This window comes from Citrobacter sp. U14242, assembly GCF_046555775.1.
In the GTDB taxonomy this organism is placed as follows: Bacteria; Pseudomonadota; Gammaproteobacteria; order Enterobacterales; family Enterobacteriaceae; genus Citrobacter.
Map to the genome: position 1 here is coordinate 460,875 of NZ_JBKGLW010000001.1, position 21,256 is coordinate 482,130.

Below are 21,256 nucleotides of genomic sequence, written 5' to 3' on the forward strand. Positions count from 1 at the left end.
AACCCTTGACGAGACTGATTCATCATACAATTAAACTTTAAAACGTGCTACCGATCACATCATGAATTCTAAGCATAGTGGAAATAGATATCAGGAACATCAGGCAATGCCCCCAATCAGCATAACCAAACCTGTGCCCGGCGCTGAGACGCTTTAATCTCCTGCATAGAGACGTTACCATAGCGCCTCTCTTTTTTGCGGGTAACAATATGCGTGTTTTACTGGCGCCGATGGAAGGCGTGCTCGACTCACTGGTGCGCGAGTTGCTGACTGAAGTGAATGATTATGATCTCTGTATCACCGAATTTGTTCGCGTGGTGGATCAACTGCTGCCGGTAAAAGTCTTTCACCGCATTTGCCCAGAGCTGCTTAACGCCAGCCGCACAACATCCGGTACACCGGTGCGTATACAACTGCTGGGGCAGTATCCACAGTGGCTGGCAGAAAATGCAGCCCGCGCGGTTGAGCTGGGTTCGTATGGCGTCGATCTAAACTGTGGCTGCCCGTCGAAGCTGGTAAATGGCAGCGGCGGTGGCGCAACTTTACTGAAGGACCCTGAACTGATTTACCGTGGCGCTAAGGCCATGCGTGACGCGGTTCCGGCCCATTTACCGGTGACGGTAAAAGTGCGTCTGGGCTGGGACAGCAGTGACAGGCAGTTCGAAATCGCTGATGCCGTCCAGCAGGCCGGTGCCAGCGAGTTGGTGGTGCACGGTCGAACTAAAGAGCAAGGTTATAAGGCCGAGCACATTAACTGGCAGGCTATTGGCGAGATTCGTCAGCGTCTCAATATCCCGGTTATCGCGAATGGAGAGATCTGGGACTGGCAAAGCGCACAGGACTGTATGGCCATCAGTGGATGCGACGCCGTCATGATAGGGCGCGGTGCACTTAATATCCCGAATTTGAGTCGCGTGGTGAAATATAACGAACCGCGTATGCCGTGGCCTGAGGTTGTGACATTATTGCAAAAATATACCCGACTGGAAAAACAGGGTGATACCGGGCTGTATCATGTGGCGCGTATCAAACAGTGGCTGGGATATCTTCGTAAAGAATATGTTGAAGCGACAGAACTGTTTCAGAAAATTAGGGCGTTGAATAATTCACCGGATATTGCACGCGCGATTCAGGCCATCACAAGTGCTGCCTGATTTATTGCCGGATGGCGGCGTAACCGCCTTATCCGGCCTACGGAGCGGACGCGTAATTCGTAGACCGGATAAGCGCAGCGCCATCAGGATTACACAGGCTTACGTACGCTGATAAACAATCCCATCCGCGGGTGTCATGCTGCGCGCCCTGGATAACATCCTCTGTGAAATATCCAGCGTGGCATATCCGGCAAAGAATGTCGGGTCATCATAGATATTTTGTGACATTACGCCTCCATTTATAATTCAATGGAATTATTTTGACAGAATCATTTGCTATGTATATGTTTCTTAATAATGTGGTTTTATTTCAAAAGATGTATTGCCACGCGTAACTAAAAAAGATAATGCGGTAAGTCGTACTCTCTGTGCATCTTTTCTTACCTGTATATTCCCATGAATCGTAACTCTGTTCTTGTTGCAACAGCATGTTTGCCGCTGCTTATTTGGGTGGTCGGTTGTGCTCCTATGCATGACAATCGTCAATCGCTGTCACAGCAGACGCCCGCTATGAACGTTGACTCCGCGTTGCCTGCGGCATTAAAAAATGGTTGGCCGGATAGCCAATGGTGGAAGGCGTATCACGATCCACAGCTGAATGCGTTGATTGACAGCACACTCAAGAATTCTCCAGACATGCAGGTAGCAGAACAGCGCATTCAACTGGCAGAAGCGCAGGCTAAAGCGGTTAAGGCGCAGGATGGTCCAGAGGTTGATTTTTCCGCAGATGTTGAACGTCAAAGAATGTCGGCAGAAGGTTTAATGGGACCGTTTGCCATTACCGATCCTGCGGCAGGCACTACCGGGCCGTGGTACACCAATGGAACCTTTGGTTTAACTGCAGGCTGGAACCTGGATCTGTGGGGTAAAAACCGGGCTGAAGTGGCGGCGCGTATTGGTGAGGTGAAAGCACGGGAGGCTGAACGTGAGCAAACTCGCCAGTTACTGGCGAGCGGTGTATCGCGTCTGTACTGGGAGTGGCAGACACAGGCGGCGCTGAAAACTGTGCTGACGCAGATTAAAAACGAGCAGCAGAACGTCATCACCGTCGATCGTCAACTGTATCAAAACGGGATTACCTCTTCTGTCGAAGGTGTTGAAACGGATATCGACTCCAGTAAAACGGAGCAGCAGCTGAACGATGTCAGCGGCAAAATGAAGGTGATAGAGGCGCGGCTGAGCGCACTGACCAACTCGCAATCTTCCGTCATGAAGCTTAAAGCGACGACGCTACCGGCGGTAGAAAGCCAGCTACCGTCCCAGCTTGGTTATTCGCTGCTGGCCCGCCGCCCTGATTTACAGGCCGCACATTGGTACATTGAGTCATCGCTGAGCAGCATTGATGCGGCAAAAGCGGCATTCTATCCGGACGTTAACCTGATGGCGTTTTTACAGCAGGATGCGCTGCATCTGAGCGATTTGTTCCGCCATTCCGCACAGCAGATGGGCGTGACGGCTGGACTGACGCTGCCTATTTTTGATAGCGGCAGACTGAATGCGAATCTCGATATCACGAAAGCGCAGAGCAACCTGACGGTGGCAAATTACAACAAGGCAGTGGTCGATGCGGTGAATGATGTGGCGCGTGCGGCATCACAGGTAGAAACGTTGGCGCAGAAGAACCAGCATCAGCAGCAAATTGAACATGACGCACAACGCGTTGTGGGGCTTGCGCAGGCACGATATAGCGCCGGTATCATTGCGGGTTCCCGGGTTAGCGAGGCCAAAATTCCGGCATTACGCGAACAGCTTAATGGTCTGGTTATACAGGGACAGTGGCTGGATGCTTCTATACAGCTGACCAGCGCACTGGGCGGCGGTTACCGCGCTTCCTGATAGTCTGACCCGGCAGAAGCTTCTGTCGGGTCAATTCGAGTGTTCTTTGCGTTTACTTCGCCGTTTCATCCACCAGCGAGCAGCCACCACAACGCCGATAACCAGAACCAACCAGACCCCATGTTTAATATGCTGGTCGAGGCTATGCAACCATGGGGCAATCACTTCACCGCCCACATAGCCGAGCGTGGTAAACAGCAATGCCCAGACAAACGCCCCCAGGATATTCAGTGGGATGAAAATCTTCGGCGGCAGGTGGCTGGCCCCAATCAGCAACGGGCCAATGACGCGAAAGCCGTACATAAAGCGTGTGCCGACCACAAACAGATAGGGTCGCCGTTGGATCATCTTCTGTGCGTAGTGGATTTTTGCCCGATGACGCGAGAAACGACGTAAAATTTTACCGCCATAACGGCGCCCAAGTAAAAAGAGTAACTGATCGCCAATCATCCCACCCAACGCGACGGAGAGCACCACCAGCGGAAATTTAAGAACTCCCTGATGCGCAGCAACACCGCCTAGCAAGGTAATGGTTTCGCCTTCGGCAAGGCTGCCAATAATCAGCGCCGCATAGCCGTATTGCTCAACATAATGCGTTATATCCATACGTTGTATGACCTCCACGCTCCATAGCATACACCCAGTGAATTGTTCATGCCGGAAAAGCAGCAACTCAGCGCATCGGTATTTTTCATGTGTACATAAAATAATCAAAAGCTGAATTATACTTGAAGTGTTGAGGTCCGGAGCTGACAAGAAGGGGGCGGTATGAACCATGTCTGGGGGCTGTTTTCCCATCCCGATCGTGAAATGCACGTGATCAACAGCGAAAACGAAAGTGTTTCGCATCACTATACCCACCATGTACTGCTGATGGCGGCAATCCCGGTGATTTGTGCGTTTATTGGCACCACGCAAATTGGCTGGAATTTTGGCGACGGCAATGTACTGAAGTTATCCCTGTTTACCGGATTTGCGATGGCAATTCTGTTTTACGGCGTGATGTTGGCGGGTGTGGCCATCATGGGCAGAGTTATCTGGTGGATGGCGCGTAATTACCCGCGACGCCCGTCGCTGGCGCATTGCATGGTCTTTGCCGGATATGTTGCCACCCCGCTGTTTTTAAGCGGGCTGGTGGCGCTGTATCCGCTGGTCTGGCTGTGTGCGCTCGTGGGAACCATCGCGCTGTTTTACACCGGCTATTTACTCTATCTCGGTATTCCAACGTTCCTGAATATCACTAAAGAAGAAGGGCTGAGCTTTTCCAGCTCAACGCTGGCAATCGGCGTTCTGGTGCTGGAGGTTCTGCTGGCGATTACGGTGATCCTGTGGGGGTACGGATACCGATTGTTCTAGGCGTACAACCTGTCTGCGCTGCGTTGTTGACGTAAAAGTCAGCAACGCAGCATTTCGAGATGATTCTTCTGTAGCGGCAAACCTGCCGGATCGCTATGATGCCTGAGCTAGCTTGAGATAATCCTTATTTCAGGCGGTGTGCGTTGTGACGTGCGTGAACCATTATCAGAAACCTCATCATGCTGAAATTCCGAGTTTCATTATTAAGTCTTGCCCTGGTGCTGGCCGTTCCTTTTGCACCCCAAGCCGTAGCGAAAACGGCGACTACCGCAGTGGCATCTCAACCTGAGATTGCTTCCGGTAGTGCGATGATTGTTGATCTGAATACCAACAAAGTTATCTATTCGAACCACCCGGACCTCGTGCGCCCGATTGCGTCGATTACCAAATTAATGACGGCGATGGTGGTGCTTGATGCACGACTGCCGCTGGATGAAAAACTGAACGTTGATATCAGCCAGACGCCGGAAATGAAAGGCATCTATTCTCGTGTGCGACTGAACAGCGAAATCAGCCGTAAAGACATGCTGCTGCTGGCGCTGATGTCCTCAGAAAACCGCGCAGCGGCAAGCCTGGCGCACCACTATCCGGGCGGTTATAACGCCTTTATCAAAGCAATGAATGCGAAGGCGAAGTCGTTGGGAATGACCCAGACGCGCTTTGTGGAACCGACCGGGTTATCGATTCATAACGTCTCGACGGCGCGTGATTTAACTAAACTGCTGATTGCCAGCAAGCAGTATCCGCTGATAGGGCAGTTGAGTACGACGCGTGAAGACATGGCGACCTTTGCTAATCCGGCTTATACGCTGCCGTTCCGTAACACCAACCATCTGGTGTACCGTGATAACTGGAACATTCAGCTCACCAAAACCGGCTTTACCAACGCGGCGGGTCACTGTCTGGTGATGCGCACGGTCATTAACAACAAGCCGGTAGCACTGGTGGTGATGGATGCCTTTGGCAAATATACCCACTTTGCCGATGCCAGCCGTTTACGCACCTGGATCGAAACCGGTAAGGTGATGCCTGTTCCGGCCGCGGCGCTGAGCTATAAAAAACAAAAAGCCGCACAGATGGCGGCAGCGGGTTCAGCGACAGGTGAGCAAACCGCGCAAAACGATTAAACCGCAGGGCGGGTAAGCGAAGCGCCCCGGGCAACGAGCCCGATGGCGCTTACGCTATCGGGCCTACGATTCTTTCCAGAACTTCTGCTTACTGGTCTTGCCAATACCTGGATTCATGCTGTTGGTCGGGTCGTTCTCGCGATAAAAACGCGTCAATGTTTCTGGTGCTTTATACAGATGTCCCACGTTATGTTCTGCAGGATATTGTGCCCCGCGCTCACGCAGTAACACCAGCATTTGCTCTTTCAGTTCGTGAGCATCCACGCCTTTCTTGACGATGTAATCCTGATGGAAGACGTAGCACATAAAGTGGCCGTAGTAGAGTTTGTGCACCAGCTTGCTGTCTATTTCCGGCGGCAGGTGCTCATACCATTCGGTATCGTTACGGCGCAGCGCAATATCCAGCGCCAGAATATCTTCCACTTCATCCGCATGGACGGCCTGATAGCGAATGGCCGCGCCCGCCGCCGCGAAGCGGTGTAAAAATGCCTTGCTACCTTCTTCCGGTGTACAGGCAAAAAAATCACCTTCAGCAGTTTTGAAAAACTCAGTCAGCCAGCTCTGTGCTTCTGCTACACCGCCACCGGCCATTTTTAACAGCAGGTGATGTTCGTATTTATCACGCCAGCTTTTCATCCGTGCCGGTAAATGGCTGGGGAATAAATGACCAAATTTCTGCATCGCGCGGTCGGTAAAGTGCGGGCGGAAAATTTTCACTTTTTCCAGCATCGCATCGGTGCGGCCTTTCAGCGTAAAGAAAAACGGCATTTTGTCAGTGCCGAGTTTGTCGATCATCAGAAACGTATCTTTGCCATAGGTTTCGGCGATGTCATAGATATCGCGGTGCATATATTCACCCGCGACCGGCAGATGTTCAAATTTGGCCAGAATATGACGACGGATTTCAGTCAGCACTTCTGGCTGGTTGGTACCGATATAAAAGACCTGCTGGTTTTTCTCAGCCTCAAAGGTATCCAGGCGCACGGCGAACACCGCAAGCTTTCCGGCGCAACCAGAAGATTCAAACAATCGCTCAGGGTCTGCGTTATAGCGTGCCGGCGTATCGGCCTCAATATCTCTGACGCGGGTGACGTAATCATGATCGTGTGCATGACGCCCATCGTGCTGGACATCATCATCTTTGATCCGCTCATCGTCGAGTTTACTGAGGATCTGCTCCGGAGTCTGACCCAGTTCAATACCCAGATGGTTAACCAGCTGTAACTTGCCCTGCTCATCAATGCGTGCAAAGAGCGACATTTCTGTGTATGCCGGACCACGTTGTACCAGCGAGCCGCCAGAGTTGTTGCAGATACCGCCGATAACGGAAGCACCGATACAGGAAGAACCGATCACCGAATGCGGTTCACGACCAAAAGGTTTGAGCGCCTTTTCCAGCGAATAAAGTGTCGTACCGGGATAAGCCAGTACCTGTTCACCGTTGCCGATGACGTGCAGCTTGTCGAGGCGCAGAGTGCTGATGATAACGATGTCGCGATCGTAATCATTGCCGCTAGGCGTAGAGCCTTCGGTCAGACCGGTATTGGCGGCTTGCATCAGGATTATTTTGTCAGCCGAGACGCAGGCGTTGAGGACACGCCACAGTTCTAGTAGCGAGCCGGGAAAAACGACGGCGAGCGCATCGCCCTGGCCCGAGCGGAAGCCTTTACGATAACGGGCAGTTTTGGCCGGTTCGGTGAGCAGGTGTGAATGGCCGACCAGGCGGGTCAATTCAGTCAGAAACGCTTTATTATCAGTTGTTGTAATGGAAGACATTCTCCACTCCTTGTGGTGGGACTCAATATCAGGAACAAGCATAGCGCTATGTATGACAATACGCTTTCTCATTCGCATTGTCTCTGTGTTGTATCCCACTGATTCATGCTGGTTTTGAAAATTCAGAGAATATCCTTAGCTTTCTTCCCCACTCCCGTTTAGGCTTACGGCAAGCTGCGGTTTTTGTTATATTTTCGCTGCCTCGTCGGGTAGAAATTAAGAGAGAATCAACATGAAATGGCTATGTTCTGTAGGTGTCGCGGTGGGCCTGGCGTTGCAACCAGCGCTGGCGGACACCTTGTTTGGTAACCATCCACTGACGCCTGAAGCGCGGGATGCGTTTGTGACCGATTTACTCAAACAGATGACCGTGGATGAGAAAATTGGGCAATTGCGTTTGATAAGCGTCGGACCTGATAACCCGAAAGAAGCCATCCGTGAGATGATCAAAGACGGACAGGTTGGGGCGATTTTTAATACCGTCACTCGCCAGGATATCCGTAAGATGCAGGATCAGGTTATGGAACTCAGCCGCCTGAAAATCCCTCTCTTTTTCGCCTATGACGTGCTGCACGGTCAACGTACCGTGTTTCCGATAAGCCTTGGACTGGCATCCTCTTTTAACCTTGATGCGGTCAGAACAGTTGGCCGGATTTCTGCCTATGAAGCCGCAGACGATGGTCTGAACATGACCTGGGCGCCGATGGTCGATGTCTCCCGCGATCCGCGCTGGGGCCGTGCGTCTGAAGGTTTTGGTGAAGATACCTATTTAACTGCCATCATGGGCAAAACCATGGTGGAAGCGATGCAGGGGAAAAGTCCGGCCGACAGGTATTCCGTGATGACCAGCGTCAAGCACTTCGCTGCTTATGGCGCAGTTGAGGGCGGAAAAGAGTACAACACCGTGGATATGAGTCCGCAGCGTTTATTCAACGACTATATGCCGCCGTACAAGGCCGGACTGGATGCCGGCAGCGGTGCGGTAATGGTGGGGCTTAATTCACTGAATGGGACGCCTGCGACCTCTGATGCCTGGCTGCTCAAAGACGTGCTGCGCGATAAGTGGGGCTTTAAAGGCATAACGGTTTCCGATCACGGTGCAATTAAAGAATTGATTAAGCACGGAACCGCGTCCGACCCCGAAGATGCTGTGCGCGTGGCGATCACGTCCGGTATTAACATGAGTATGAGCGATGAATACTACAGTAAGTACCTGCCGGGACTGATTAAGTCGGGCAAGGTTACGATGGCGGAACTCGACGATGCCGCGCGCCATGTACTGAATGTAAAATATGATATGGGTCTGTTTAACGACCCGTACAGCCACCTGGGGGCGAAAGAATCTGATCCACAGGACACCAACGCGGAAAGCCGTTTGCATCGCAAAGAAGCCCGTGACGTGGCGCGTGAAAGCCTGGTATTGCTGAAAAACCGTCTGGAAACATTGCCTCTGAAAAAAACAGCAACCGTGGCAGTTGTCGGACCGTTGGCAGACAGCAAACGTGATGTCATGGGAAGCTGGTCTGCGGCGGGTGTTGCCGATCAGTCGGTCACGGTGCTGACAGGCATTAAAAATGCCATAGGTGATAAAGGTAAAGTGGTCTACGCCAAAGGGGCGAATATCACCAACGATAAAGGTATTGTGGACTTCCTTAACCTGTACGAAGAGGCGGTGAAAGTTGACCCACGCTCGCCGCAGGAGATGATTGATGAAGCCGTTAACGCGGCAAAACAGTCTGACGTGGTTGTTGCGGTAGTGGGTGAAGCGCAGGGGATGGCGCATGAAGCCTCTAGTCGAACCGATATCACTATCCCGCAAAGCCAGCGTGATCTGATTGCTGCTCTGAAAGCAACCGGGAAACCGCTGGTACTGGTGCTGATGAACGGTCGTCCCCTGGCCCTGGTGAAGGAAGATCAGCAGGCTGATGCGATCCTCGAGACCTGGTTTGCCGGGACCGAAGGCGGTAACGCGATTGCTGATGTGCTGTTTGGCGATTATAACCCGTCAGGTAAGCTGCCGATGTCTTTCCCACGATCGGTGGGGCAGATCCCGGTCTATTACAGCCATCTTAATACTGGTCGCCCATATAACGCCGATAAGCCGAACAAATATACATCGCGCTACTTTGATGAAGCGAATGGCCCGCTATATCCCTTTGGTTATGGCCTGAGCTACACCACGTTTACCGTGTCTGATGTGAAGCTCTCTGCACCAACAATGAAACGTGACGGAACCGTGACTGCCAGCGTGCAGGTAACCAACACCGGCAAGCGTGAAGGTGCGACAGTCATTCAGATGTATTTACAGGATGTGACGGCCTCGATGAGTCGTCCGGTCAAACAGCTGAAAGGCTTTGAGAAAGTGAACCTCAAACCAGGTGAAACCCAGACCGTCAGTTTCCCCATTGATATTGACGCGCTGAAGTTCTGGAACCAGCATATGAAATACGATGCGGAGCCGGGCAAATTTAACGTCTTTATCGGCGTAGACTCCGCCAGAGTGAAGCAGGGCGAGTTTGAATTGTTATAATTGGTGAGTAAAGCCACGCGCAGTGCCTGATAGCGCTACGTTTATCAGGCCTGCGAAATCGTATCATCCGGTAAATTCACGTTGGGTTTGCCGGATTTTTTTATTTTGTTCTCGCCTTACCGCTAATAACTCTCAGTGTTACCCCCCAATAGCCAGGTTAAGACTGGATTTTTCAACTATGCTTTTTCCTCAAGTCTCTGAAAAGGGCAGCAAAAGGATGAGGAGAGCAGCATGACAATCTCAAAGGTATGGGTGGGTTCGCTGGCGTTGCTGGCCACGATAAGCTTGCCTTTACAGGCCGCATCACCCGTCACTGTGGGGTCAAAAATTGATACCGAAGGGGCGCTGCTCGGCAATATTATTTTGCAGGTGCTTGAAAGCCACGGCGTGAAAACTGTCAATAAAGTACAACTGGGCACTACGCCCGTGGTGCGTGGGGCCATCACTTCCGGTGAGCTGGATATTTATCCGGAATATACCGGTAATGGCGCATTCTTTTTTAAAGATGAAAACGACCCCGCGTGGAAAAATGCGCAGGCAGGTTTCGAGAAAGTGAAAAAACTGGACGCTGAGCAAAATAAGCTGATCTGGCTTACGCCTGCGCCAGCCAATAATACCTGGACTATTGCAGTACGTCAGGATATCGCTGAAAAAAACAAACTTGTCTCTCTTGCGGATTTAGGCCGTTACCTGAAAGAGGGGGGGACTTTCAAACTGGCTGCCTCTGCTGAGTTTATTGAACGTGCAGATGCGCTGCCCGCATTTGAAAAAGCGTATGACTTCACGCTCAATCAGAACCAATTGTTGTCACTGGCAGGGGGCGATACGGCGGTGACAATTAAAGCTGCGGCGCAGCAGACCTCCGGAGTTAATGCTGCAATGGCTTACGGAACCGATGGTCCCGTTGCTGCGCTGGGGCTGCAAACATTAAGTGATCCCAAAGGGGTTCAGCCCATTTACGCACCTGCGCCAGTCGTACGTGACGTGGTACTCAAGGATTACCCGCAAATGGGGGAATGGCTACAGCCGGTTTTTGCCAGTCTGGATGAAAAAACGCTGCAGCAGCTCAACGCCAGTATCGCCGTTGAGGGGCTGGATGCGAAAAAAGTCGCTGCAGATTACCTGAAGCAAAAAGGATGGGTGAAGTAACGGATTTGCAGCAGGTGAGTGTTGTGTCGAAGATATCAGTTAATCGTGTGCTGTTGCTGCTGGTGGTTCTGACCGTGGCCGCAGCCGCGCTTCCTTTCATCAGTTATGCCCCTAATCGTCTGGTTTCCGGTGAAGGTCGCCAACTCTGGGAGGTCTGGCCCAACATGGTGTGGGGACTGGCGGCGACCCTTTTACTGCTCGTGGTTCTGTGCTTCATACCCGGTAAATCCGGCAATGTATTGACGCTGGTTGTTGTCCAGTTACTGGTGATTGCGGCGTTGTTTATGGCCGGGAAAATGGCAACGCATCTGGCTCAGACAGGAACTTCTGTCGCCAGAACCAGTCTGGGTAGCGGTTTCTGGCTTGGGTTAGGGGTGTTGTTGCTCGCTGGCAGTGACGCCATTCGACGTATCACCGCTCAGCCGCTGTGGCGCTGGGTACTGCATGCACAAATTGTCATTGTGCCAGTGGCGCTGCTGCTGTCCGGTTCCCTTAACGATCTTTCTTTGCTCAAAGAATATGCCAACCGCCAGGATGTCTTTGATGATGCTCTGGCGCAGCACCTGACTATTCTGTTCGGTACTGTGGTGCCTGCGCTGTGTGTTGGCGTGCCGCTGGGTATCTGGTGCACCTTTTCGGCTTCGCGTCAGGGGCCAGTATTTGCCGTGCTGAATGTCATCCAGACGATCCCCTCCGTCGCATTGTTTGGCTTGTTGATCGCACCGCTTGCCGGACTGGTTAAGCATTTCCCGTGGCTTGGCTCGCTCGGCGTAGCGGGAACGGGCCTGACGCCCGCACTGATTGCGCTGGTGCTGTATGCATTATTGCCATTGGTTCGTGGCGTGGTGGCCGGGCTGAATCAGGTTCCGCGTGATGTGCTGGAAAGTGCGCGGGCTATGGGGATGAGCGCGCGTCAGCGTTTTATTTCGGTGCAACTTCCGTTAGCGCTACCCATTTTCCTGCGCAGTTTGCGGGTGGTGATGGTTCAGACGGTGGGGATGGCGGTCATTGCCGCATTGATTGGTGCAGGCGGATTTGGCGCGCTGGTCTTTCAAGGGCTACTCAGTAGCGCCGTGGATTTAGTGCTACTGGGCGTGATTCCGGTGGTGGTACTGGCAGTGCTGATTGATGCACTGTTTGATTTAGGCTTAGCGCTGCTGAAGGTGACAAACGATGATTGAATTTAGCCATGTCAATAAAACCTATAACCAGCAACAGGCCGTGAGCGATCTCAATCTGCATTTAGGCGAAGGTAGTTTTTCGGTATTAATTGGGACCTCCGGGTCGGGGAAGTCCACTACGCTGAAAATGATCAACCGGCTGGTCGAGCATGACAGTGGTCAGATTCGTTTTGCCGGAGAAGAGATCCGTAGTCTGCCGGTGCTGGAACTAAGGCGACGCATGGGCTATGCCATCCAGTCGATTGGCTTATTTCCACACTGGACTGTCGCCCAGAACATTGCCACCGTACCACAGCTGCAAAAGTGGTCACGTGCACGTATTGATGACCGAACAGAAGAACTGATGGCGTTGCTGGGGCTGGAAGCGGATTTGCGTCACCGTTATCCGCATCAGCTTTCCGGCGGTCAACAGCAGCGAGTCGGTGTAGCACGCGCGCTGGCGGCTGACCCTCAGGTCCTGCTGATGGACGAACCTTTTGGCGCGCTGGACCCGGTAACACGCAGTGCGCTACAGCAGGAGATGAGCCGTATCCATCGTCTGTTGGGTCGTACCATCGTGCTGGTGACGCATGATATTGATGAAGCGCTGAGACTGGCGGAACACCTGGTGTTAATGGATGCGGGCAAGGTGGTGCAGCAAGGCACGCCGCTGTCGATGTTGACTGCGCCTGCTAATGATTTCGTGCGGACCTTTTTTGGCCACACTGAGCTGGGGGTACGGCTGCTGTCGCTGCGTACGGTGGGGGATTTTATCCGTCGTGGTGAACAGTTGGCGGGTGAGCCGTTGGTGGACGAGATGACGTTACGTGATGCGTTGTCTGTTTTTGTCGCCCGTGGCTGTGATGTGTTGCCGGTAGTGAATGCTCAGGGTGCGGCCCGCGGTACGCTGCATTTTCACGATCTGCTTTCGGAGACACCGCACGGTGAAACATCTGCGTGATCCTCTGCTGTGGCTCATTGCGCTGTTCCTGGTGTTGCTGGTGGGATTGCCCCACAGCCAGGCACTATTCAGCGCGTTGTTTCCCCAATTGCCGCGTCCTGTTTATCAGCAAGAGAGCTTTACGGCGCTGGCATTTGCGCATTTCACACTGGTGGGTATTTCAAGCCTGATTGCTGTCATTATTGGGGTTGGGGCAGGTGTGGCGGTAACCCGCTCATGGGGAGTAGAGTTCAGACCTTTGGTCGAAACGATTGCCGCCGTGGGGCAAACTTTTCCGCCGGTTGCGGTGCTGGCGATCGCTGTACCGGTGATGGGGTTTGGCCCGGAGCCTGCGATTATCGCGCTGATCCTGTATGGGGTGTTACCGATCTTACAGGCAACACTGGCAGGGCTGGGAGGGATCTCTGCCAGCGTAATAGAGATTGCCAGCGGGATGGGCATGAGTCATGGGCAGCAGCTACGCAAAGTCGAACTTCCGCTCGCGGCACCGGTTATTCTGGCCGGAATTCGCACGTCAGTGATTATTAATATTGGCACCGCAACGATAGCCTCTACCGTTGGTGCGAATACGCTGGGAACACCGATTATTATTGGATTAAGCGGGTTTAATACCGCCTATGTGATCCAGGGGGCGCTGCTGGTCGCATTGGCCGCAGTCATTATCGATCGCGGGTTTGAGCGATTCGCGAACTACCTTACCCGGCACGTAAAATAAAAGTATACCCTGCCAGCATCACGCCGCCGATACCACCGATAGCCATCAGCAGGAAGAGGGTTATAACACCGATTTTAGCTGCGCTCATTTTGTACTCCTTATGTGAATTCAAGGATTGTACACGTTTGTTAATAAAATATTAAATACCGAGTGGATAAATATCATGACCTAACGCGCGCCACTCATCCAGTTGTTGGTGTTGTGCAGGGGTTTGGTTCTCTCCACACCAGACGAGCAGGGTGCGCCCTTCAAACAGTTCGGGCCGTAGCTGATTGAGCGAGTGGGCCAGCACATCAACGCGCCATCCTTGCTGGCTGGCGACCCAACCTTCCAGCCATAAGCGGGTGGTATCGTGGATATTCCAGCCGACTACCAGGGCATCTTTACCCTGTTTTTTACGCGCCGAGGCAAGGCAAATCGCAATATAATTGATGAGCACACCGTCAAGGATCCCCAACAGCGCCTGAAGAATGGGCTGCTGGCATTGCAGACGTCGTCGCAGAGGAATGAACAAATGTGTATTGAGCGTTTGCGCAGGGTAATCCTGACCACGCTCTTTGATCCACAACCTGAGGCTGTGCAAATTGTTACTTTGCAAATAGCTCAATAGCGTTTCTTGTTGCTCACGCCAGCCGTTATGCACATCAATGTTCTCATTGCTGAGTAACATTTTAACTTTACTGACCTGAACGCCATTATTTATCCAGCGTTTTATCTCACGGATCCTGTCAATGTCCGCATCGTTAAACAGGCGATGCCCCCCGTCAGTACGCTGAGGTTTTAGTAATCCGTAACGCCTCTGCCATGCACGTAAAGTGACAGGGTTGATATCACAAAGCAAAGCCACTTCACCTATCGTGTAAAGCGCCATCGTTGTCTCACTCTTGCTCGCGAGGTCCCAGTTTTACTTTAGACGCTCTTTTGCGAACCAGGTAGTTTTGTCTGTTTTTTGATCAGAAGAAGGGTGAGATTGTCGTCATACTCGCGCTTTCGAGTGATCGTTCTCACAAATTCCTGTTTTTTTGCAACAGTTCAAAGAAAGTTATGCGCAGCCCATGTATGTTACGCGCTTTTAAGAAATGTGTGGTTGGCGGGTATGTACGAGTTTAATCTGGTGTTGCTGCTGCTTCAGCAGATGTGCGTGTTTCTCGTTATCGCGTGGTTAATGAGCAAGACGCGCCTGTTTATCCCGCTGATGCAGGTCACTGTCCGACTGCCGCACAAACTTCTGTGCTACGTCACCTTCTCCATTTTTTGCATTATGGGCACCTACTTTGGGTTGCATATTGAAGACTCCATTGCGAACACCCGTGCCATCGGCGCGGTGATGGGCGGGCTGCTTGGCGGGCCTGTTGTTGGGGGGCTGGTTGGCCTGACCGGCGGTCTTCATCGCTATTCGATGGGGGGCATGACGGCACTCAGTTGCATGATTTCGACGATAGTGGAAGGCCTGCTTGGGGGGCTGGTACACAGTGTACTCACTCGACGAGGCCGTACTGATAAAGTGTTTAGCCCGCTGACGGCTGGTGCGATTACTTTTGTTGCCGAGCTGGTGCAGATGCTCATCATTTTGCTGATTGCGCGCCCCTTTGAGAATGCATTGCACCTGGTCAGTAACATTGCCGCACCGATGATGGTGACCAATACCGTTGGCGCAGCGTTGTTTATGCGTATTCTGCTCGACAAACGCGCGATGTTTGAAAAATACACCTCGGCGTTTTCTGCCACTGCGCTAAAAGTTGCTGCCTCTACGGAGGGGATTCTGCGACAGGGATTTAACGAGGTTAACAGCATGAAGGTTGCTCAGGTGCTGTATGAAGAGTTGGATATCGGTGCGGTGGCGATTACTGACCGCGAGAAGTTGCTGGCCTTTACCGGCATTGGTGATGACCATCATCTGCCAGGCAAGCCCATATCTTCTTCATACACCCAACGGGCGATTGAAACCGGAGAAGTCGTGTATGCCGACGGTAATGAAGTGCCTTATCGCTGTTCACTGCATCCGCAATGCAAATTAGGGTCGACGCTGGTGATCCCGTTGCGTGGTGAAAACCAACGGGTGATGGGGACGATTAAACTGTATGAAGCCAAAAACCGTCTCTTTAGCTCAATTAACCGCACGCTGGGGGAAGGGATTGCCCAGTTGCTTTCCGCGCAAATTCTGGCCGGACAATATGAGCGACAAAAAGCGATGCTGACTCAGTCTGAAATCAAACTCCTGCATGCGCAGGTTAATCCCCATTTTCTGTTTAACGCGTTGAATACGATTAAAGCTGTGATCCGTCGTGACAGCGAACAGGCCAGCCAACTGGTGCAATATCTCTCGACTTTCTTTCGTAAGAATTTAAAACGTCCGTCGGAAATTGTGACGCTGGCTGATGAAATCGAACACGTAAATGCCTATCTACAAATTGAAAAGGCACGATTCCAGTCCCGTCTGCAGGTAACCTTAACGGTCCCGGAAGCGCTTTCGCATCAGCAATTGCCTGCGTTTACTCTGCAACCGATAGTTGAGAATGCGATTAAGCATGGCACTTCCCAGCTACTTGATACCGGAGAAGTCTCTATCACTGCTCGTCAGGAAGGGCAGTATCTGATGCTGGATATTGAAGATAATGCCGGACTGTATCAGCCCACGACTGAGTCCAGTGGGCTTGGAATGAGTCTGGTGGACAAACGCCTGCGGGAACGGTTTGGCGATGATTTTGGTATCAGCGTAGCCTGTGAGCCTGACCTCTTTACCCGAATTACTTTACGACTTCCCCTGGAGGAACTGGCATGATCAAAGTGCTGATCGTCGATGATGAACCGTTAGCGCGGGAGAACCTGCGGATCCTGTTACAGGAGCAAAGCGACATCGAGATAGTCGGAGAGTGTTCGAATGCGGTAGAGGCCATTGGTGCAGTACATAAGCTGCGACCGGATGTGCTGTTCCTTGATATCCAGATGCCGCGTATTAGCGGCCTGGAAATGGTGGGTATGCTTGATCCCGAGCATCGCCCGTATATCGTTTTTCTCACCGCTTTTGATGAATATGCAGTGAAAGCCTTTGAAGAGCATGCCTTTGATTATCTGCTTAAGCCGATTGAAGAAACGCGGCTGGAGAAAACGCTGATCCGTTTACGTCAGGAGCGCACGAAGCAGGATGTGTCGTTACTGCCGGAACATCAGCAGGCGCTTAAGTTCATTCCATGTAGTGGTCATAGCCGAATCTATCTGCTGCAAATGGATGATGTGGCGTTTGTCAGCAGTCGTATGAGCGGCGTTTATGTGACCAGTAGCGATGGCAAAGAAGGATTCACCGAGCTGACGCTTAGAACACTGGAGAGCCGTACTCCGCTGCTGCGCTGCCACCGACAATACCTGGTCAACATGGCCCATTTGCAGGAGATTCGTCTGGAAGATAATGGCCAGGCTGAGCTGATTTTACGTAACGGACTGACTGTCCCGGTGAGCCGTCGTTACCTCAAAAGTCTAAAAGAGGCGATTGGCCTGTAAAACTGGTACACTGCGCGCCATTGCATCATCGACAGTTGAAGGCTCTATGCTAAGTAACGATATTCTTCGTAGCCTGCGCTACACCCTGAAAGCGAACAATAACGACATGGTGCGCATTCTTGCGCTTGCTGAGATGGAATCCACCTCGGCAGGTTTTGACACCTGGATGACAAAAGAAGATGAAGACGGGTTTGTTCGCTGCCCGGATATCATCCTCTCCGGTTTCCTGAACGGCCTTATCTATCATCTGCGTGGCAAAGATGATTCTGCACCGGAGCTGGCGATTGAACGTCGTGTTAACAACAATACGGTGCTGAAAAAACTGCGTATCGCGTTTTCACTGAAAACCGATGATATTCTGGCCATCATGACCGAACAGAAATTTCGCGTATCGATGCCGGAAATTACCGCGATGATGCGTGCACCGGAGCATAAGAACTATCGCGAATGTGGTGACCAATTTTTGCGCTATTTCTTGCGTGGTTTAACTGCACGAGTACATAACGCGAAGTCGTGAATTTTGCCCAGTGGCGTTGCGTTTGCAGGGCCTACGGGATTTGCAGGCTGGGAAAGGCGAAGCCGCCAGCCGGAAAAAAAGCCGGAGATTATCTCCGGCTTTTTTGTTATTTCACCTGCTGACCTGGTTTAGCACCGTCATCCGGGCTTAACAGGAAGATGTCTTTTCCGCCAGGGCCTGCTGCCATCACCATCCCTTCAGAGATACCGAAGCGCATCTTACGCGGCGCCAGGTTCGCCACCATAATGGTCTGGCGGCCAATCAGGGCTTGGGGATCCGGGTAGGCAGAGCGAATACCGGAGAAGACGTTACGCTTCTCACCACCGAGATCCAACGTCAGACGCAGCAGTTTGTCGGAACCTTCCACGAACTCGGCGTTTTCAATCAGCGCCACGCGTAGATCAACTTTGGCGAAATCGTCAAAGGTGATGGTGTCCTGGATAGGGTCATCCGCCAGCGGGCCGGTCACCGGTGCGGCTGCGGCTTTCACTTCTTCTTTGGACGCTTCCACCAGCGCTTCAACCTGTTTCATGTCGATACGGTTGTAGAGCGCCTTAAAGGTGTTGACCTTGTGACCGAGCAGCGGTTGCTCAATGGAATCCCAGGTCAGGTCGCTGTTCAGGAATGCCTCAACACGTTCAGCAAGCGTCGGCAGTACCGGTTTCAGGTATGTCATCAGGACGCGGAACAGGTTAATACCCATGGAGCAAATTGCCTGCAGGTCGGCGTCACGGCCTTCCTGTTTAGCGACAACCCATGGTGCCTGTTCGTCAACATAGCGATTCGCCACGTCGGCCAGCGCCATAATTTCGCGGATTGCTTTACCGAATTCGCGGCTTTCCCACGCTTCACCGATGACTGCAGCTGCGTCGGTAAAGGTTTTGTACAGCGCCGGATCGGCCAGTTCGGTGGCCAGAATGCCGTCAAAGCGTTTAGCAATAAATCCTGCGTTACGAGAAGCCAGATTCACGACTTTGTTGACGATATCGGCGTTAACACGCTGAACAAAATCTTCCAGGTTCAGGTCGATATCATCAATGCGCGAAGAGAGTTTCGCGGTGTAGTAGTAACGCAGACTGTCAGCATCAAAGTGTTTCAGCCAGGTGCTGGCTTTAATGAAGGTCCCGCGAGACTTGGACATCTTCGCGCCGTTTACTGTGACATACCCGTGAACGAACAGGTTAGTCGGTTTGCGGAAGTTGCTGCCTTCCAGCATGGCAGGCCAGAACAGGCTGTGGAAGTAGACAATATCTTTACCGATGAAGTGATACAGCTCCGCATCGGAGTCTTTCTTCCAGTACTCATCAAAGCTGACGGTGTCGCCACGTTTGTCGCACAGGTTTTTGAACGACCCCATATAGCCAATTGGCGCATCCAGCCAGACATAAAAATACTTACCCGGCGCATTCGGAATTTCAAAACCGAAGTACGGAGAATCGCGGGAAATATCCCACTGCTGCAGGCCAGATTCAAACCACTCCTGCATTTTGTTGGCAACCTGCTCCTGCAACGCGCCGCTGCGCGTCCACGCCTGCAGCATTTCGCTGAACGCCGGCAGGTCAAAGAAGAAGTGCTCGGAGTCACGCATTACCGGTGTCGCGCCGGAAACAACGGATTTCGGCTCGATAAGTTCGGTCGGGCTGTAGGTTGCGCCGCACACTTCGCAGTTATCGCCGTACTGATCCGGAGATTTACATTTCGGGCAGGTACCTTTAACAAAACGATCCGGCAGGAACATGCCTTTTTCCGGATCGTAAAGCTGAGAGATGGTGCGGTTCTTAATAAAACCGTTTTCCTTCAGGCGCGTGTAAATAAGCTCGGACAACTCACGGTTCTCTTCGCTGTGCGTAGAGTGGTAGTTGTCATAGCTGATGTCAAAACCTGCAAAATCAGTCTGATGCTCCTGACTCATTTCACCGATCATCTGCTCAGGTGTAATACCAAGCTGCTGGGCTTTCAGCATGATTGGCGTACCGTGTGCGTCGTCCGCGCAGATGAAGTTAACCTGGTGGCCGCGCATTCGCTGGTAACGGACCCAGACATCAGCCTGGATGTGCTCCAGCATATGGCCGAGGTGGATAGAGCCGTTGGCGTACGGCAGCGCGCACGTTACCAGAATTTTCTTCGCGACTTGAGTCATAGTGGGCAATTACTTCTTTTGTAGTGAAAAGGGCTTTGATAGTACCAAAATGGTAATTACTGCGCCAAGTGATAAGGGCATTTATCCTTAAATGAATAATTGTTGCGGTTGGAGTAAACTACTCGCTGACAATCGTCTTTTCAGAACAACAAAAAGGAGTCGGGATGAACGCACAATCCCAGGCCAAATCACCAGAAACCCTGCGCGCCATGGTCGCCGGGACGCTGGCGAATTTTCAGCATTCAACCCTGAAGCATAATCTGACGACGTTAAAAGCGTTGCACCATGTCGCCTGGATGGATGACACGTTGCACGTTGAGCTGGTGATGCCGTTCGTCTGGCACAGCGCGTTTGAAGTGTTAAAAGAGCAATGCAGTGCCGATCTATTGCGCATCACCGGCGCGAAAGCCATTGACTGGAAGCTGTCGCACAATATCGCGACGCTGAAACGCGTGAAAAACCAGCCGGGTATTAATGGTGTGAAAAACATCATTGCTGTGAGTTCCGGCAAAGGTGGTGTGGGTAAATCCTCCACTGCGGTGAACCTGGCTCTGGCGCTGGCAGCCGAAGGGGCGAAAGTAGGTATTCTGGATGCCGACATTTATGGTCCGTCCATTCCGACCATGCTCGGTGCGGAAAATCAGCGCCCAACCTCGCCAGATGGCACCCATATGGCGCCGATCATGTCTCATGGCCTGGCGACGAACTCTATTGGTTATCTGGTCACTGATGACAATGCGATGGTGTGGCGTGGACCAATGGCCAGCAAAGCGTTGTTACAAATGCTGCAAGAGACCTTATGGCCGGATCTTGATTATCTGGTTCTGGATATGCCGCCGGGTACGGGTGACATTCAGCTGACGCTGGCGCAGAACATTCCGGTAACAGGTGCGGTAGTGGTCACGACACCGCAGGACATTGCGCTTATCGATGCGAAAAAAGGCATCGTGATGTTCGAAAAAGTGGAAGTACCGGTGCTGGGTATTGTTGAAAATATGAGCATGCATATTTGCAGCAACTGCGGTCATCATGAACCAATTTTCGGCACGGGTGGCGCACAAAAGCTGGCTGAGCAATATCACACCCAACTGCTGGGACAGATGCCGCTGCATATTTCCTTGCGTGAAGATCTCGACCGCGGTATGCCGACGGTTATCAGTCGTCCTGACAGTGAGTTTACCGCGATTTATCGCGATCTGGCCGGCCGTGTCGCCGCACAGCTCTACTGGCAGGGAGAGGTTATCCCGGGGGAAATTGCCTTCCGCGCGGTTTAATCTCTTCTGAAGGTATTCACCGCACCAATACATTATTGATGCGGTGAATATATTAGATAAAAA

18 protein-coding genes and 1 pseudogene are annotated in these 21,256 nt (G+C 52.1%); 13 read left to right on the forward strand and 6 right to left on the reverse strand.

Annotation, left to right across the window (positions count from 1 at the left end; translation table 11 throughout):
- Positions 1–209 precede the first annotated feature (209 nt).
- Positions 210–1,154 (forward strand): tRNA dihydrouridine(16) synthase DusC, encoded by a 945-nt coding sequence (gene dusC, locus ACLJXE_RS02095; RefSeq protein WP_410749964.1) that lies wholly within the window; start codon positions 210–212, stop codon positions 1,152–1,154.
- A gap of 144 nt (positions 1,155–1,298) precedes the next feature.
- Here dusC and ACLJXE_RS02100 read toward each other — a convergent pair.
- Positions 1,299–1,382 (reverse strand): annotated as a pseudogene (locus ACLJXE_RS02100) (SAM-dependent methyltransferase); the annotation flags it as partial.
- A gap of 168 nt (positions 1,383–1,550) precedes the next feature.
- Between ACLJXE_RS02100 and mdtQ the strand changes: the two are divergent.
- Complete coding sequence (gene mdtQ, locus ACLJXE_RS02105) at positions 1,551–2,990, forward strand: multidrug resistance outer membrane protein MdtQ (protein WP_410749965.1); 1,440 nt, start codon at positions 1,551–1,553, stop codon at positions 2,988–2,990.
- A gap of 30 nt (positions 2,991–3,020) precedes the next feature.
- On the opposite strand, the gene ACLJXE_RS02110 is transcribed toward mdtQ, so the two are convergent.
- A complete protein-coding gene (locus tag ACLJXE_RS02110; RefSeq protein WP_410749966.1) occupies positions 3,021–3,596 on the reverse strand; it encodes a DedA family protein in 576 nt (191 codons plus the stop codon).
- A 162-nt stretch (positions 3,597–3,758) separates the two neighbouring features.
- Here ACLJXE_RS02110 and ACLJXE_RS02115 point away from each other — a divergent pair, with 162 nt between their 5' ends.
- Both ACLJXE_RS02115 and pbpG read left to right on the forward strand, forming a co-directional pair.
- Positions 3,759–4,346, forward strand: a complete 588-nt coding sequence (locus tag ACLJXE_RS02115) for a Yip1 family protein (RefSeq protein ID WP_410749967.1) — start codon at positions 3,759–3,761, stop codon at positions 4,344–4,346.
- A gap of 179 nt (positions 4,347–4,525) precedes the next feature.
- Positions 4,526–5,473: a D-alanyl-D-alanine endopeptidase gene (gene pbpG / locus ACLJXE_RS02120; RefSeq protein ID WP_286629160.1), complete on the forward strand. Its 948-nt coding sequence runs from the start codon at positions 4,526–4,528 to the stop codon at positions 5,471–5,473.
- Positions 5,474–5,536: 63 nt separating this feature from the next.
- Here the strand turns inward: pbpG and dld are convergent, their stop codons facing one another.
- On the reverse strand, positions 5,537–7,249 hold the full coding sequence (gene dld / locus ACLJXE_RS02125) for a D-lactate dehydrogenase (protein ID WP_410749968.1): 1,713 nt from the start codon (positions 7,247–7,249) through the stop codon (positions 5,537–5,539).
- Between the two features lie 232 nt (positions 7,250–7,481).
- On the opposite strand from dld, the gene bglX reads away from it, so the two are divergent.
- From bglX to ACLJXE_RS02150, 5 genes are all read left to right on the forward strand, one after another.
- Positions 7,482–9,779, forward strand: coding sequence for a beta-glucosidase BglX (bglX, locus tag ACLJXE_RS02130; protein WP_410749969.1), 2,298 nt, complete (start codon positions 7,482–7,484; stop codon positions 9,777–9,779).
- 231 nt (positions 9,780–10,010) lie between these two features.
- Positions 10,011–10,928 carry an ABC transporter substrate-binding protein gene (locus tag ACLJXE_RS02135; RefSeq protein WP_410749970.1) on the forward strand — a complete coding sequence of 306 codons (918 nt, stop codon included), beginning with the start codon at positions 10,011–10,013 and terminating at the stop codon, positions 10,926–10,928.
- Positions 10,916–12,109: an ABC transporter permease gene (locus ACLJXE_RS02140; protein ID WP_410749971.1), complete on the forward strand. Its 1,194-nt coding sequence runs from the start codon at positions 10,916–10,918 to the stop codon at positions 12,107–12,109. The genes ACLJXE_RS02135 and ACLJXE_RS02140 overlap by 13 nt, the downstream gene beginning before the upstream one ends.
- Complete coding sequence (locus tag ACLJXE_RS02145; protein WP_286629165.1) at positions 12,102–13,049, forward strand: ABC transporter ATP-binding protein; 948 nt, start codon at positions 12,102–12,104, stop codon at positions 13,047–13,049. Before ACLJXE_RS02140 ends, ACLJXE_RS02145 begins: the two co-directional genes overlap by 8 nt.
- Positions 13,033–13,764, forward strand: a complete 732-nt coding sequence (locus ACLJXE_RS02150) for an ABC transporter permease (RefSeq protein WP_410749972.1) — start codon at positions 13,033–13,035, stop codon at positions 13,762–13,764. The genes ACLJXE_RS02145 and ACLJXE_RS02150 overlap by 17 nt, the downstream gene beginning before the upstream one ends.
- Here the strand turns inward: ACLJXE_RS02150 and ACLJXE_RS02155 are convergent.
- Together ACLJXE_RS02155 and mlrA are read right to left on the reverse strand one after the other, a co-directional pair.
- Complete coding sequence (locus tag ACLJXE_RS02155) at positions 13,745–13,852, reverse strand: protein YohO (RefSeq protein ID WP_003027354.1); 108 nt, start codon at positions 13,850–13,852, stop codon at positions 13,745–13,747. The two genes, ACLJXE_RS02150 and ACLJXE_RS02155, sit on opposite strands and share 20 nt — an antisense overlap.
- Positions 13,853–13,903: 51 nt before the next feature.
- Positions 13,904–14,635, reverse strand: a complete 732-nt coding sequence (mlrA, locus tag ACLJXE_RS02160; protein WP_048211186.1) for an HTH-type transcriptional regulator MlrA — start codon at positions 14,633–14,635, stop codon at positions 13,904–13,906.
- A gap of 225 nt (positions 14,636–14,860) precedes the next feature.
- Here mlrA and ACLJXE_RS02165 point away from each other — a divergent pair, with 225 nt between their 5' ends.
- From ACLJXE_RS02165 to ACLJXE_RS02175, 3 genes are read left to right on the forward strand one after another with little or no spacing between them, the layout of a single operon-like run.
- A complete protein-coding gene (locus ACLJXE_RS02165) occupies positions 14,861–16,546 on the forward strand; it encodes a LytS/YhcK type 5TM receptor domain-containing protein (protein WP_410749973.1) in 1,686 nt (561 codons plus the stop codon).
- A complete protein-coding gene (gene btsR, locus ACLJXE_RS02170) occupies positions 16,543–17,262 on the forward strand; it encodes a two-component system response regulator BtsR (RefSeq protein WP_005129174.1) in 720 nt (239 codons plus the stop codon). The genes ACLJXE_RS02165 and btsR overlap by 4 nt, the downstream gene beginning before the upstream one ends.
- Before the next feature lie 46 nt (positions 17,263–17,308).
- Complete coding sequence (locus tag ACLJXE_RS02175) at positions 17,309–17,779, forward strand: DUF1456 family protein (RefSeq protein WP_286629168.1); 471 nt, start codon at positions 17,309–17,311, stop codon at positions 17,777–17,779.
- 106 nt (positions 17,780–17,885) lie between these two features.
- Here ACLJXE_RS02175 and metG read toward each other — a convergent pair whose 3' ends face one another.
- Complete coding sequence (metG, locus tag ACLJXE_RS02180; protein WP_410749974.1) at positions 17,886–19,919, reverse strand: methionine--tRNA ligase; 2,034 nt, start codon at positions 19,917–19,919, stop codon at positions 17,886–17,888.
- Between the two features lie 164 nt (positions 19,920–20,083).
- Here metG and apbC point away from each other — a divergent pair, with 164 nt between their 5' ends.
- Positions 20,084–21,193 (forward strand): iron-sulfur cluster carrier protein ApbC, encoded by a 1,110-nt coding sequence (apbC, locus tag ACLJXE_RS02185; protein ID WP_286629171.1) that lies wholly within the window; start codon positions 20,084–20,086, stop codon positions 21,191–21,193.
- Positions 21,194–21,256: the final 63 nt, after the last annotated feature.